We start from the raw sequence: 13,456 nt of genomic DNA on the forward strand, positions 1-13,456 counted from the left end.
GAAATGAAAAAAACACTGACGCTGCTGGCTGCAGCAACGCTGGGTGCGCTGAGTCTGAGCGCGTGGGCAGATACGCTGACTGTCGGCGCTTCTAACGTACCGCATGCTGAAATTCTCGAGCAGGCTAAACCTGTTCTGGCGAAGCAGGGTATCGATCTGGAAATCAAACCGTTCCAGGACTATATTCTGCCGAACACCGCGCTGGCCAGCCGTGATATCGACGCCAACTATTTCCAGCACGTACCTTATCTGAACAGCGTGCTGAAAGATCACGCTGATGATAAAAGCTATGACTTTGTCAGCGCGGGCGCGATCCATATTGAGCCAATCGGCATCTATTCCAAAAAGTACAAGTCGCTGAAAGATCTGCCGCAAAACGGCAAAGTGATCATGCGTGATGCGGTGGCGGAAGAAGGGCGTATTCTGACCATTTTTGAGAAAGAAGGCGTGATTAAACTGAAGCCAGGCGTCAGTAAAGTGGATGCGCGCATCAGCGACATCGTGGAAAACCCGAAACACCTGAAGTTCCTGGCAAACGTTGAAGGTGCGCTGCTGCCGCAGATGTATAACAACGATGAAGGCGACGCGGTGGTGATTAACGCTAACTACGCTATCGATGCAGGCCTGGATCCGGTTAAAGATCCTATCGCGGTAGAAAGCGGCGAAAATAACCCGTATGCCAATATTATTACCGTGCATCGTGGCGACGAGAACAAGCCGGATATTAAAGCGCTGGTAACCGTGCTGCATTCCAAACAGATTCAGGACTGGATCCGCACCAAATATAAAGGCGCTGTTATTCCGGTTAATAACTGATTTAATCTTCTGCGTTAATTAAAGGCCGGGAAACCGGCCTTTTTTATGTCAAAAATAGTGTCTGTGTTGCACAGATGAAGTATTGATTATGCTATACGGGAAGTTATGACCTGCTCCCCATTGATTAGTGAATCTTGATGTTAGCAACGCCCGTTTCTGGCTGTGAGTTCAATGGGTCAATGCAACGCTATCCAGGCCATTGGTACTACCGCCTCGCAGGAGAGCATAATTGGACACAGTGTGCGAAGAAGGCACCATCCCCTCTGGCTAGTAAATATCCTCTTACAGCCCTCCATCCTTTCTCGATGTGTCATACGCACGCTGCGCTCTTTCCATCGCGGAGCCGTTGGCGAGCGACCAGTTATACAGGGCAGAAAAGGGTTCGCGTAGCGAGGAGCCAAGATCGGTAATGGTGTACTCGACGCCGACCGGCTGCGTCGGCAGGACTTTGCGACTGACAAGGCCGTTGCGCTCCAGACGCTTCAGTGCCTCAGACAAAGCCTTGTGGGTGATGCCATCAAGGCGGCGCTTGAGGTCGTTAAACCGCACCGGCTGCATGCAAAGGACGTTCAGGATCAACACTGTCCACTTGTTGGCAATATGTTCGAGGATGGGCCGCGTCACGGTGACATTAAGCGGCAGTTCGAGCACTTCTTTGGACATGGGTATACGCCTTAATATCTGAGCACTCTCAGGTACCTTTTTGTAATTAGATATCGGAATGATAGCATACATCGTCACCAGCGACAGAAGGACGTATGAGCAGGCTTTCAGAAAGCATTGCTGTCGTGATCGGTGGCCGTGGCGGCATTGATTGTGCCATGGCAACGCATCTGGTCGGAGGGCTTGTCGGCTCTTCGCGTCAACAACGGCATGCTGCCTCGTGCTCATCACCCCTTAGGTACGGGCATTCAGACAACCGACATTCCCTTTTACTCACAGGCTTGATGCCGTACGGTGCGCTTTAGGTAAGTCGCATTGGTCATGATGCTCTTTGGCTCAGCATTCGCTGTGGCCCACTATTATGCGGACGAATGGGCAGGGCAGCTATCGCTGTGAAACACAAAGCGGCGGTCGCTTTGATTGAAGTCCGCGAGTAAGGTTAGCCCAAACTCGCGAACTATTTGGTCAATCCCCGGCGCAAAGATCATCCCGATCTCCGATATGGCAGGCCGGGGCCTCTTTGTTCCGTATCTCGTTACGCCGGGTTCGAGGTGGTGAACGGCGCGTCCTGTTTCTACACCAGTTTGGCGAGCGAGGCTGCGTCAAAGTCCTTCAGGGCGCTGCTATTGCCGGTTCGTACTTTCTCAGACCATGCCGGATCGGCGATGAGGGCGCGACCGACGGCGATAAGGTCGAACTCATCGCGCTCCATCCGCTCTACAAGTTTGTCGAGTTTGGCCGCAGACGAGCCCTCACCGCCGAACGCGCCCATAAAGTCTCCCGTTAGGCCGACCGAGCCGACGCTGATCGTGGCCGCGCCGGTCAGCTTCTTGGCCCAGCCTGCGAAATTCAGGCCGTGTTCGCCATCGATGTCCGGGAACTCGGGCTCCCAGAATCGGCGCTGCGAGCAGTGCAGCACGTCAACGCCGGCCTCTACTAAAGGAGTCAGCCAGTCGGCCATGAGATCGGGCGTCTCCGCGAGCCGCGCGGTGAAGTCCTGCACTTTCCACTGGCTGAGGCGCAGGATGATCGGAAAGTCGGGGCCGACGCTCGCCCGAACTGCCGCGACGACCTCTGCGGCAAAGCGCGAACGCTCGCCGATCGTGGCACCACCGTAGCGGTCGTTCCGACGGTTGGTGGCGGCCCAGAAGAACTGGTCAAACAGGTAGCCGTGCGCCCCGTGTAGCTCAATGGTGTCGAAGCCAAGACGCTTTGCGTCACTGGCGGCGCGGGCAAAGGCGGCGATCGTATCGGCAATGTCGCCATCGCTCATGGCGACGCCGCGCTCAACGCCTGGTGCCTCCAATCCAGACGGGCTTTCGACGGGCGAACCCGGCACCCACTCCGTCAGGAAGCTCTTGAGCGCTCCGGTATGCCAAAGCTGCGGGCCCATTCTGGCTCCGCCATCATGAACCGCATCGATCACGCCCTTCCAACCGGCCAGTGCCGCGTCGCCGTGGAAGAATGGGACGCCCGGGTCGTTCCGTGACGCTGGGCGATCAATCACTGTACCTTCGGAGAGGATAAGGCCGACTCCGCCCTCCGCTCGACGGCGATAGTACGACGCATGCGCCGCACCTGGGATCCCATCCACTGCGAAGCTGCGGGTCATGGGTGCCATGACGATGCGGTTTGGCAGCTCCATGGCGCCAATACGGAACGGGCGAAACAGGACATCGGTAGCAGTCATCAGAGCCTCCTTTGGAAAGTGCGGTTCGGCAGTTCAGTGGCGCCAATAGGGAATGGGTGAGACAGGACATCGGTAACAGTCATCAAAGCCTCCTCTGAAAGGATCTTACTGGAAAGACCCTGACGGTATCCGAAATATATTAAGGTGACAAGAACGCACTTAGAGTCGCCCAGGTATATGCAAGTAAACCGCATGCCTGAGGGCAATCACAATACTTCTACCGTTATAGAGCGGCCTGTGCGGCATTCTGCGCCAGGCTGGATGGGACCTTCCGAATTCGCCGAAAAATCTGCCGGTTGCCAGAATATGCAGCCAGACTGAAGCCGGTTATTCTTGATTATGAATGGATCACATACGGGGAGCGGGTCCACAGGGTCACTAACCGATATAGTGGATGTATTTAATCTTGAGGGCAGGTCACTGCAACTGGAAATCAAAATACGGTGGTATGGAGGCCAGCGATATCAGAAAGATGTGATTGAAAAAAACTCTGAAGCCAGTAGCAAAGCGGGAGCTGATAAAGCATGTAGTGCAGACTTTTTCTCTCAGCGTCAGACAGGCCTGCCGCTTTTTTCTCTGAGCCATACTGTTTATCATTACCGCCCCGACATGTTGCGCGATGAAGCGTTTTCACACCTTTAACGTTGTGGATGGCTATAACCGCTCTAAGCGCTGGCGAATGAAATTGACCTGAATATACCGGCACCGCATTTTATAAAATTTAAAAATGCCCATCCGCAAATGAGCACTTTATTTTATTGCGATCGGATAAGTGATGTCACAGCCTTACCATTTCACCCCGTTACGCTGCCAGGCCAGCGTCCGATCGCGCACGCTGAACAATAACGTAATGACCGAGGAAAACAGCACGGCCATCACAATCAGCGCGCCATACATATTGGCATAGGCCGCCCAGCCCTGCGCCCACTGCAAATACCATCCCAGGCCGGACTTCACGCCCATCATTTCAGCGGCGACCAGCACCGAGAACGATGCGCCCAGTCCCATAAACAGCCCGACAAAAACGTGCGGCAGTGACGCGGGCACCGCCACGCGCAGAATTAAAAAGAGGTTGCTGGCACCCAGCGTGCGGGCCACGTCATAGTAACGGCTGTCCACGCTGCTCACGCCCGACCAGGTCAGTACCGTCACCGGGAACCAGGTTGCCAGAGCAATCAGGAAAATGGCAGCGGAGAAGCTGGAAGGGAAAAAGTAGAGCGCCAGCGGCAGCAGCGCCGTGGACGGCACCGGCCCGAGGAAACGCAATACCGGATGCACCCAGTAGCCCAGACCCCGCGACCAGCCGATGGCAACGCCGGTAACAAAACCGCTCAGGCTGCCGAACAGAAAACCCAACGCCAGCAGCCGTAGCGAATTAAGTACGCTGTCGCCAAGGCGCGGCCAGTCGGTGGCGTAAGCTTCAATCAGCGCACGCGGTGGGGCAAAAAACGGCGGCGGCAGGAGAGCCAGTTTTGCCGTCACCAGCTCCCAGATGCCGATCAGCACGGCCAGCGCCACCAGCCAGCGCGCGCCACGGCGCAGCGGATCGGCCAGCAGGCGTAGACCGGCCTTGCTGACTAAAGCCGCCACCGACAGCACGCTGGCAAAGAACACAAACAGGTGATGCGTTTCATTTACAAAGCGCGGCGGTGCAAAGCCAACCTGCTTATCCGGCCAGACAATCATTAATGCGGCCAACGCCCACCAGGCAACGATTGCCAGCAATAGCGTTGGCGTCAGTACCGGCTGCTCCTGGCGGGCAGGATTCAGATGGTCAAGCGTTTCACTGGACATGCGGTCTCCTTATCAGGCCATTGCGTGATGCTGAGTATGTGAGGCGGGCAGCAGTTCCGGCACGTAATGTTCGGCAAACAGCCGGGCATCGGTATCGGGACGAATAACGTTAATGGTTTTCAGCTCATTGACGTAAATCGCCACTTCTTTGCGCAGCTGATCGCCGGTAGAGTGATGGTGATGGGTGTGCTCGCTGAGCATGGCGGTGATGTCTTCAATCGGCACCTGGCCGGGCACGAAGGGCGCGAAGATTTTTGCCGTTTCGGCAGGATGATCGGCAGTCCACTGCTGCGCATCGACAATCGCCTGAGTAATGGCGCGAGCGACCTGCGGATTGTCACGCACCAGAGAGCCGCGGAGGCCCAGTACGCAGCAGGTCAGGTTTTTGTACTCGCCGTTCAGGTTGTTGTCGACTTCAATCAGGCCATCGTGGTGCTTAATCAGCCAGCCTTGCGGGTCGTCGGTGGCCAGCGCCTGCACTTCGCCTTTACGCAGCGCTTCGCCAAACAGGTCGGCAGGATACTGTACCCAGTTGACCTGCTTATCGGGATCGATTCCCTGTTTGGCCAGCTGAATAGCGAAGAAGTTGCGGATCGGACTGGCCTGGTCGGTAACGGCCACGCTTTTGCCCACCAGATCTTTCACGCTGTTGATCCCCGCGTTTTTCGGTGCCAGCAGGCGCATACAGCCGCCGTGCGTGCCAACCGTCAGATCCACATCAAAGCCTTGTTCCAGCGGCTTGAGCCAGCGTAGCGCCATGCCAATGCCGCCATCAGCCTGACCGGTAGCAATAGCCTGAAGCAGAGCATCCGTCGGGCCGCTAAAATTTACCGGCTCGACATTGAGGCCATATTTTTTAAAAAAGCCCTGCTGTAGCGCCACGGAGATAGGAGCCTGACAGACTGCCGTCTGTCCCCAGGCGAGCTTAACGGTGGTCAGTTTATCCTCCGTTGCCGCCCATACCGGCAGCGCCGGGGCCAGACTCAGCCCGGCAGTCAGTAAGCTAATTTTTTGCAGAAAAGAACGGCGTGATAATGCGGTGAGTCCGGTCATGGGTTATTCCCTGAATAATGAAGTATTCCTTATATTCCCCGGGAATGGCGTCGCGCTGAAATAACAATAGCGCATTAACTTTGCCAGCCTGAACTTATTCATTTTCAGCGTTAACTTTGCCAGTATTGTTTATTTACCTTTATCGGTGTTTGTTAAATATTGAAGAAAAGTACCGACCAGAAGGGTGAATTATGTCAGTTGCGGAAACGCTCAGTCCGGCTACCGGTCTGGCGCTGGAAATTAATAACGTCAGCCACGCCTTCTATCTGGAGGGAAAAACATTGCCGGTGCTGGATAACGTCTCTCTCCAGGTGCGGCCGGGCGAGTTTGTGGCGCTGCTGGGGCCTTCTGGCTGCGGTAAATCAACGTTGCTGCGCCTGGTTGCCGGGCTGGAAGCACCCGCGGCAGGTGAAATCACCGAAGACGGTAGCGCGCTGCATGGCCCGGATCCCAGCCGGGTCGTGGTCTTTCAGGACCCGACGCTGTACCCATGGCGCAGCGTCTGGCGCAACGTGGCGCTCGGGCTGGAAACCCGCGGCAAAATAACCGATGAAGGGCGGCAGCGCGTCGATCGCATCCTGCAAAAAGTGGGCCTGAGTCAGTTCGCCAACGCCTGGCCGCATCAGCTTTCTGGCGGGATGGCGCAGCGTGCCGCGCTGGCCAGGGCGCTGGTAAACCGGCCGAGACTGCTGATTCTGGATGAGCCGCTCGGCAAGCTTGATTCGCTAACCCGCATCAGGATGCAGCAGGAACTGGTGGCGCTGTGGCGTGACCAGCAGTTCAGCGCGCTAATGGTAACGCATGACGTGGAAGAAGCGTTACTGATGGCCGATCGCGTGGTGATATTCAGCCCGCGTCCGGCGCGAATTATCGAAACTATTCAGGTATCGCTGCCCTGGCCGCGACGCCGTGACGATCCCCGACTGATCCAGCTACGTACTCAGGCGCTGGAACTGCTCGGAGCAGAATCCTGAGCCAGGAGCGCATAATGACAATTCACAATGGCCTTAATGAGCTGGTGGGGCAGACGCCTTTATTACGTCTGAACGGTTTTATCCGGCAGTTTCAGTTACCGGCGGAACTGATCGCCAAGCTGGAATATTTTAATCCCAACCACAGTATAAAAGACCGCATTGCGCTGGGGATGGTGGAAGAGGCGGAGCGCGATGGCCGTTTGAAACCGGGTATGACGCTGGTTGACACCACCAGCGGCAATACCGGCATCGGACTGGCAGCGATTGCCGCGGCTAAAGGTTACAAGTTTCGCGTCTATCTGCATGACAAATTAAGCGCGGAGCGCTTTGCCGTACTGCAGGCGTTTGGCGCAGAGATTATTCCCTTCAGCCAGGTGCCAGGATTCGACAAAATTATTGAGGAAAGCGATGGGGATTTCGTCGCTGCTGCGGGCTGGCTGGCTGAAAATGTGATCCTGAAAGAGCCGAATATTTGCTTTACCGGACAGCTGACGAATCCGGCAAATCCCCAGACACATTATCGGACCACCGGCCCCGAGATCTGGCAGCAAACGGCAGGAGACATCGATCTGTTAGTCGCCTCGGTTGGCACGGGCGGCACGCTTTCCGGCACCGGCCGCTACCTGAAAGAACAAAACCCGGCTATCCGGCTGATTGGCGTGGAGCCGGGCGAATATTCGATTCCTGATATCGACAATCCCGACACGCGAGAGATAACCGGCGTGCATGCCTTCAGCCACGTGTTGCCTGAACGGGTACCGCTGACGCTGGATCGGGAGCTGTGCGACGAGGCTTTTGCGGTCGAAAGCTGGCAGGCGGTGGCGACTGCACGTGAAGTGGCGGCTTCCGATGGGGTGCTGGTGGGAGAGTCTTCCGGCGCAGTGCTGTATGCCGCTCGGGAGATTGCCCGCCGGCCGGAAAATGCCGGTAAACGCATTGTCGCTATTCTTGCCGACAGCGGCCTGACCTATCTTTCCACCGGGTTGTTCGATCCGACTGTCACCCCTGAAGCGCTTAAAAACGCGGCGCTGTTACGCCACGCGCAGCCTGAACCTGTTGGCTGAATCTGCCACGCTTGCCCGGCCGCTTTTTGCTGCCGGGCTTGCTGGCTAGCACCAGAACCGCAGCGCGAGGTTGAACGCATGTTCCGCCTTCACCTGACAGGCACCATTAACCGGCGTGAAGGGAATATCACCCGCCATCAGGCTTACCCGCAATCTTTCAGCAGAAGTGGTGCGAATACCAAGCGCTGCCATGCGGGGAGACCCGTCAAAATCACCGGGCAGCGAGCCATATTCCGCCAGTACCGCTTCCGGCTTTAGAAAACGTATCCTGGCCACGCCAGCAGCCAGCTCTGCGCCGCCTTCGGTACGCTTAATCCACTCTGCACCAAACAGCTGGCTGTAAACCTCGGCGGCGAAGAAGGGGTCGCTGGCGGCGATAACAAAATCGGTAATATTTGCCGCGCCGTTGGGATGGCGTTGCCACGCATGCTGCCAGACAGCATCGGGCGTCAGATGCTGGCAAAAAAAGCTGCGGCCGTTAGCGACCGCGCCGTTTTTCAACCGCACGGTGCAAAATCGAGCCTGTTTCTCCTGCCCGTCGGGAAGCGTTACCGGACGATAAAATTGCTCAGGTTGATCGCTTTCCAGGCCCCGCTCGCGCAGATGCTGCCAGACTTCATCGGCGTTCTGCGTTTTCCACACCAGGCCGTTCAGGCCGGGCGGTGAAGTCCAGATCGCTTTACGCAGATCCGCCGCCCCCGGCTCATAACCCAACAGTTCGAGATAGTTTTCACCCAGCACGGCGAGATGATTGCTGGAGCCGAGAGAATGGTTTCCGCGCGCCGTTAACTGAAAGCCAAGGCGGCGAAACAGCGTGGCGGCTTCATCAAGCCGATCGGCCACGTTAATGACCGCATGATCGAGAACAGGTGCGAGTGCAGACATAGATCTCTCCCGAGTCAGACTGATGTCGTTTGCCGTGTTTGTGCCGTGATATTAGCCAGCGCGCGCTCCGCCAGCTGGCTGAAGTAACGGGCGGCTGGAGCCAGCAGCGCCTCGTCAGGATCAAAACCGGGATGGTGCAGGCCAAACGGGCTGGCGCTGCCGATACTGACAAAAGCGCCAGGGATCTGCTGCAAATAAAACGCAAAATCTTCGCCGCCCATTTGCAGCTCTGCCCGTTCAGCACGGTAACCGCTGTCGGTGGCAACATCCAGGCAGAACGTCGCCCATGCTGGCGTGTTAACCAGCGCAGGTGGGCCGGGTTGCCAGATAAGTTCCGCCTGGGCACCCAGCGCCGCGGAAACGCCGTCAATGATCTGGCGGATTTTTTGCGGGATTTGCTGGCGGATCCGATCGTTATGGGTGCGGACTGTGCCTTCCAATTCTACCGTTTGCGGCAGCACGTTCCACGTATTCCCCCCGCTGATGCGGGCAACGCTGACCACCACCGACTCGAGCGAGCTGTAAGTCCGGCTGGGCAGCGTTTGCAGTGCGGTGACAATGCTGCTGGCAACCACAATCGCATCCACACCTTCCTGGGGACGGGCGGCGTGCGCGCCTTTGCCGGTAACGCGGAGGGTAAAACGATCGACGTTGGCATAAAAAGCGCCGCCGCGGGTTCTTAGCGTGCCGAGCGGGTATTCCGGTGCGTTATGCATACCGAATATCGCCTGCACGCCTTGCAATACGCCAGCTTCTAACAGCTGATTCGCCCCGGTAAAAATCTCTTCAGCGGGCTGAAACAGCAGGCGCACACGGCCGGCCAGCTGCTTTTCTTTCGCCTTCAGCAATTGTGCCGCGCCCAGCATGACCGAGCTGTGCAAATCGTGGCCGCAGGCGTGCATCACGCCAGCGGTGGACGAGCGAAAAGGGCGGTCGGTCGCTTCTTCAATCGGCAGCGCGTCGATATCGGCCCGCAAGGCAATCAGCGCCTCGCCGCTGCCAATTTCTGCCACCACGCCGGTTTTCAGCCCGTAATCGATTTCGCGGATAGCCTGCTGTTCCAGCCACTGGCGGATCCGCGCCGTGGTAGCAAACTCTTCGCCGGAGAGTTCAGGATGCTGGTGCAGTTCACGCCGCCAGGCAATCAGTTGACTGTCAAAATTCATCTTCTCTCCTAAATGACCCGTTCCAGGAAGCGTTGGGTACGGTGATGCGCGGGCCGGGTCAGCACCTGCTCGGCGCTGCCCGATTCCACAATTTTGCCGTCAACCATAAATACCACCCGATCGGCTACCTGGCGGGCAAAGCCGATTTCATGCGTGACCACCACCAGCGTCACGCCCGACTTCGCCAGCTTTTTAATCACCTCCAACACTTCGCCCACCAGTTCCGGGTCCAGCGCCGACGTGGGTTCGTCGAACAGCATCACTTTCGGATTCAACGCCAGCGCGCGGGCAATCGCAATGCGCTGTTGCTGACCGCCGGAAAGCTGACGCGGCCAGGCCAGCGCTTTATCTCGCAGCCCAACGGTATCCAGCAGGTCATAAGCCCGTTCGATTGCCTGTTTGCGGGTGAAAAGACCATGCACCACGGGGGCTTCAATGATGTTGTCCAGCACGGTCAGATGTGGGAAGAGGTTAAAGCTTTGGAAAACATAGCCAACCTGAATACGCTGTTTAAGGATTGCCCGCTCTTTCAGCTCATACAGGCGGTCGCCTTTTTGCCGGTAGCCGACATACTCGCCGTCGATTTGGATAAATCCTTCATCCACCCGCTCAAGATGATTTATCGTGCGCAGCAGGGTAGATTTGCCGGAGCCGGAAGGCCCGAGAATGACGTTAACCGTTCCGGGCTCAATCGTCAGACTGACGTTATCCAGCGCGGTAAAGGCACCATAGCGTTTGCTGATATTGCTGATATCGATCCGGCCCTGACGGGTCTCTGGAAGCGGACGGACATCGCGGTGCTGCGGATAGAGTTCAAAAGCTTCAGACATCAGAGAGTTCCTCAGAAATTACGCGCGTGCAGTACGGCGGAAAAAAGCGAACCGGCCAGGGGAGGACTGGCGCAGGACACCGCGTGAGAAATAACGCTCGACGTAGTGCTGAATGACGGAGAGCACGGTGGTAATCAGCAGATACCAGACGCTGGCCACCATCAGCAGCGGGATCACCTGCTGCGTGCGGTTGTAAAGCACCTGCACGGTATAAAACAGTTCAGGCATCGACAGCACGTAAACAATCGAGGTGCCTTTAGCGAGGCTGATGACCTCGTTGAAACCGGTGGGTAAAATCGCCCGTAACGCCTGCGGCAGAATAATGCGAAAGGTCCGGCGCGAAGGCGGTAAACCCAGCGCGGCAGCCGCTTCATACTGACCATGATCCACACCGGCAATACCCCCACGAATGATTTCCGCGGTGTAAGCCGCCTGCACCAGCGACAGCCCCAATACCGCAACGGAAAACTGATCCAGCAGGTCGGTAGTGGAATAGCTGAAGAAGGTCAGGGAAGTGAACGGGATCCCCACCGACAGGTTGTCGTACAGATACGAGAAGTTGTAGAGGATGATCAGCACCAGCAGCAGCGGCAGGGAACGGAAAAGCCAGATGTATCCCCAGGCGAGCGCGTTCAGCAGCCAGGATTTCGACAGCCTTGCCAGCGCCAGACCGGTCCCGATAACGCAGCCGAACACCGTGCCCAGCAGCGTCAGCAGCAGCGTTCTTCCCAACCCGCCAAGAATGGTTGGGTCAAAGAACCACTGGGCAAAGACCTGCCATTCCCAGCGTGGATTGGTGGCGACGGACTCAATAATGCCCAGCAGAATAAACAGGGAGAACAGTGCCCCGAGCAGCCGTAAAGGGTAGCGAGCCGGAACGACCGTGAGCCGGGCGTGATGCTGGCTGGCGATCTGTGGCCGGGACAGGGTTTTAAAGGTCATCGCGTACTCCTATGCGCTGCGCTGAACGGGCTGGGTGAGCAACGTTTTAATAAAGGGCAGGCGACCATCATAGGGCGGCCGCGAATAGATCTCCGGATCCGCCAGCGGATCGAACTGCGGCAGATAGCCCTGCGCCAGATAAAGCCGTACCGCTTCAGGCTGACGGAAACCGGTGGTCAAAAACAGATCGCTATAGCCCTGCAACGCGGCCAGCCGCTCCAGCTCCAGCAGCACCTTCTGCGCCAGCCCCTGCCGCCGCATACTGGGGTGCGTCCAGATGCGTTTCAGTTCGGCAGTCTGGGCGTCGTAACGCTTGAATGCACCCATAGCAATTGGCGTTTCATGGCGTAGCAGGACGATAAATGCGCCGTCCGGCGGCGCATAATAGTCCAGCGGCTCCTCTTCCTGTTCGCCGAAATAGTCGCCGTAGCGGGCGCGATATTCGGCAAACAGTCCTTCAATGATCGGCTCAATCAGCGGATCGTCCGGGCGGGTATGGACAAAGGTTTCTTCAATCATCAGCTTCTCCCGTTATCAGTCGCCAAGGCCCGGCGGGTTAATTTCGGAATGATCAATTTTTTCAACCGACTCGCCCCAGCGATCCAGCACTTGCAGATAGCTACCGCTGGCAATAGCGCTGTCAAGCGAGGCCTGTACGGCATTGACTAAACCGTTACCTTTTTTCAGCGTAACGGCGACGTTAGCGGTTTTCGGCCAGCCGCCCGCCACCGTCCCCGCCAGCCGGGTGGTGCCGGTCAGTTTGGCTTTATACGCGCCGGTGACGTTGGGGCCAAAGGTGGCATCGGCGCGGCCCGACTGGATCGCCAGCGTCGCGGCGGCGTCGTCGGTCACGTAAAGCGGCTGCACGGCGGGAAGGCCTTTGGCCTGATTTTCTTTATCCCATTGCAGCAGGATCGCTTCCTGATTGGTGCCGGAACCAACAATAATGCGCTTGCCCGCAATATCGGGTGCCGACGCTATTTTGCTTATTTTGCTGTTGCTCTTAACATAAAAGCCCAGCGTATCCTGACGGTAGGTGGCAAAATCAAAACGGGCCTTGCGTTCTTTGGTCACGGTAATATTGTAAATCGCCGCATCGTATTTCCCGGAGGCGACGCCAAGCGGCCAGTCTTCCCATGAGGCGGGAACGATTTTCACTTTTAATCCCAGCCCGTCGGCGACCAGGCGGGCCATATCCGCTTCACTACCAATAACGGTTTTATTATCCCGGGCGAACAGGCCAAACGGCGGGGCGCTCCCCAAAACTGCGGTAGCGACGGTCAGCGTGCCGGGCGTAACAAATTTAAAATTAGCCGGGATCAGCGATTTCGCTTTATCACTTTGTGGTGTATGAATCGGTTTTTCGTTAGCGATCAGGTCGATACCGGGTGCTGCCTGCACGCTGGCACTCAGCCCCAGCAGCAGTGTTAACGTGGTTAAGCGATTGCTATGCATCATTTATTTTTATCCCTGCGGTGAATTGATTGCACTATTCAGGATGCGCAGGCTTAAGTAAAACAACAAAAACAAATAACCATAGGGGGAAATAACAATTACCAGAGAAAACTTTTCGGCTTTA

14 protein-coding genes are annotated in these 13,456 nt (G+C 56.9%); 4 read left to right on the forward strand and 10 right to left on the reverse strand.

Going from position 1 to position 13,456, the window contains the following annotated elements:
• Positions 1-3: 3 nt before the first annotated feature.
• Positions 4-816 carry a MetQ/NlpA family ABC transporter substrate-binding protein gene (locus EHV07_RS10775; protein ID WP_147197760.1) on the forward strand — a complete coding sequence of 271 codons (813 nt, stop codon included), beginning with the start codon at positions 4-6 and terminating at the stop codon, positions 814-816.
• Between the two features lie 282 nt (positions 817-1,098).
• Here EHV07_RS10775 and EHV07_RS10780 read toward each other — a convergent pair whose 3' ends face one another.
• Both EHV07_RS10780 and EHV07_RS10785 read right to left on the reverse strand, forming a co-directional pair.
• Positions 1,099-1,479 carry a helix-turn-helix domain-containing protein gene (locus tag EHV07_RS10780; protein ID WP_147197762.1) on the reverse strand — a complete coding sequence of 127 codons (381 nt, stop codon included), beginning with the start codon at positions 1,477-1,479 and terminating at the stop codon, positions 1,099-1,101.
• Between the two features lie 574 nt (positions 1,480-2,053).
• Complete coding sequence (locus tag EHV07_RS10785) at positions 2,054-3,169, reverse strand: NADH:flavin oxidoreductase (protein ID WP_147197764.1); 1,116 nt, start codon at positions 3,167-3,169, stop codon at positions 2,054-2,056.
• A 390-nt stretch (positions 3,170-3,559) separates the two neighbouring features.
• Here EHV07_RS10785 and EHV07_RS24505 point away from each other — a divergent pair, with 390 nt between their 5' ends.
• Positions 3,560-3,811: a hypothetical protein gene (locus tag EHV07_RS24505; RefSeq protein ID WP_168199617.1), complete on the forward strand. Its 252-nt coding sequence runs from the start codon at positions 3,560-3,562 to the stop codon at positions 3,809-3,811.
• 144 nt (positions 3,812-3,955) lie between these two features.
• Here the strand turns inward: EHV07_RS24505 and EHV07_RS10790 are convergent, their stop codons facing one another.
• Entirely contained in the window at positions 3,956-4,963 is a 1,008-nt protein-coding gene (locus EHV07_RS10790; protein ID WP_147197766.1) for an ABC transporter permease, read from the reverse strand.
• Between the two features lie 12 nt (positions 4,964-4,975).
• Positions 4,976-6,016 carry an ABC transporter substrate-binding protein gene (locus EHV07_RS10795; RefSeq protein ID WP_174822357.1) on the reverse strand — a complete coding sequence of 347 codons (1,041 nt, stop codon included), beginning with the start codon at positions 6,014-6,016 and terminating at the stop codon, positions 4,976-4,978.
• Positions 6,017-6,207: 191 nt separating this feature from the next.
• Between EHV07_RS10795 and EHV07_RS10800 the strand changes: the two genes are divergently transcribed.
• Positions 6,208-6,990: an ABC transporter ATP-binding protein gene (locus tag EHV07_RS10800; protein WP_147197768.1), complete on the forward strand. Its 783-nt coding sequence runs from the start codon at positions 6,208-6,210 to the stop codon at positions 6,988-6,990.
• A gap of 14 nt (positions 6,991-7,004) precedes the next feature.
• On the forward strand, positions 7,005-8,054 hold the full coding sequence (locus EHV07_RS10805) for a PLP-dependent cysteine synthase family protein (protein WP_174822358.1): 1,050 nt from the start codon (positions 7,005-7,007) through the stop codon (positions 8,052-8,054).
• 45 nt (positions 8,055-8,099) lie between these two features.
• Here EHV07_RS10805 and EHV07_RS10810 read toward each other — a convergent pair whose 3' ends face one another.
• From EHV07_RS10810 to EHV07_RS10835, 6 genes are read right to left on the reverse strand one after another with little or no spacing between them, the layout of a single operon-like run.
• Entirely contained in the window at positions 8,100-8,939 is an 840-nt protein-coding gene (locus EHV07_RS10810; protein ID WP_147197771.1) for a VOC family protein, read from the reverse strand.
• A 14-nt stretch (positions 8,940-8,953) separates the two neighbouring features.
• Positions 8,954-10,105, reverse strand: a complete 1,152-nt coding sequence (locus EHV07_RS10815; RefSeq protein WP_147197773.1) for an amidohydrolase — start codon at positions 10,103-10,105, stop codon at positions 8,954-8,956.
• 8 nt (positions 10,106-10,113) lie between these two features.
• The gene (locus tag EHV07_RS10820; protein ID WP_147197775.1) at positions 10,114-10,935 is read right to left on the reverse strand and encodes an amino acid ABC transporter ATP-binding protein; all 822 of its coding nucleotides are present in this window, start codon (positions 10,933-10,935) and stop codon (positions 10,114-10,116) included.
• A gap of 18 nt (positions 10,936-10,953) precedes the next feature.
• A complete protein-coding gene (locus tag EHV07_RS10825; RefSeq protein ID WP_147197777.1) occupies positions 10,954-11,877 on the reverse strand; it encodes an amino acid ABC transporter permease in 924 nt (307 codons plus the stop codon).
• 9 nt (positions 11,878-11,886) lie between these two features.
• Positions 11,887-12,396, reverse strand: a complete 510-nt coding sequence (locus tag EHV07_RS10830; RefSeq protein WP_147197779.1) for a GNAT family N-acetyltransferase — start codon at positions 12,394-12,396, stop codon at positions 11,887-11,889.
• Positions 12,397-12,411: 15 nt separating this feature from the next.
• Positions 12,412-13,335 carry an ABC transporter substrate-binding protein gene (locus tag EHV07_RS10835; RefSeq protein ID WP_147197781.1) on the reverse strand — a complete coding sequence of 308 codons (924 nt, stop codon included), beginning with the start codon at positions 13,333-13,335 and terminating at the stop codon, positions 12,412-12,414.
• Between the last annotated feature and the right edge of the window lie 121 nt (positions 13,336-13,456).

Origin of the sequence: Pantoea sp. CCBC3-3-1 (assembly GCF_007981265.1) — a bacterium.
Classification (GTDB): Bacteria; Pseudomonadota; Gammaproteobacteria; order Enterobacterales; family Enterobacteriaceae; genus Erwinia.

Bases quoted from the DNA above. Each gene is read 5' to 3' on its own strand.
- EHV07_RS10790 (WP_147197766.1), bottom strand. From the start codon at position 4,963: ATGTCCAGTGAAACGCTTGACCATCTGAATCCTGCCCGCCAGGAGCAG.
- EHV07_RS10830 (WP_147197779.1), bottom strand. From the start codon at position 12,396: ATGATTGAAGAAACCTTTGTCCATACCCGCCCGGACGATCCGCTGATT.
- EHV07_RS10785 (WP_147197764.1), bottom strand. From the start codon at position 3,169: ATGACTGCTACCGATGTCCTGTTTCGCCCGTTCCGTATTGGCGCCATG.
- EHV07_RS10800 (WP_147197768.1), top strand. From the start codon at position 6,208: ATGTCAGTTGCGGAAACGCTCAGTCCGGCTACCGGTCTGGCGCTGGAA.
- EHV07_RS10835 (WP_147197781.1), bottom strand. From the start codon at position 13,335: ATGATGCATAGCAATCGCTTAACCACGTTAACACTGCTGCTGGGGCTG.
- EHV07_RS10805 (WP_174822358.1), top strand. From the start codon at position 7,005: ATGACAATTCACAATGGCCTTAATGAGCTGGTGGGGCAGACGCCTTTA.
- EHV07_RS10775 (WP_147197760.1), top strand. From the start codon at position 4: ATGAAAAAAACACTGACGCTGCTGGCTGCAGCAACGCTGGGTGCGCTG.
- EHV07_RS10815 (WP_147197773.1), bottom strand. From the start codon at position 10,105: ATGAATTTTGACAGTCAACTGATTGCCTGGCGGCGTGAACTGCACCAG.
- EHV07_RS10795 (WP_174822357.1), bottom strand. From the start codon at position 6,016: ATGACCGGACTCACCGCATTATCACGCCGTTCTTTTCTGCAAAAAATT.
- EHV07_RS10780 (WP_147197762.1), bottom strand. From the start codon at position 1,479: ATGTCCAAAGAAGTGCTCGAACTGCCGCTTAATGTCACCGTGACGCGG.
- EHV07_RS10825 (WP_147197777.1), bottom strand. From the start codon at position 11,877: ATGACCTTTAAAACCCTGTCCCGGCCACAGATCGCCAGCCAGCATCAC.
- EHV07_RS10810 (WP_147197771.1), bottom strand. From the start codon at position 8,939: ATGTCTGCACTCGCACCTGTTCTCGATCATGCGGTCATTAACGTGGCC.
- EHV07_RS10820 (WP_147197775.1), bottom strand. From the start codon at position 10,935: ATGTCTGAAGCTTTTGAACTCTATCCGCAGCACCGCGATGTCCGTCCG.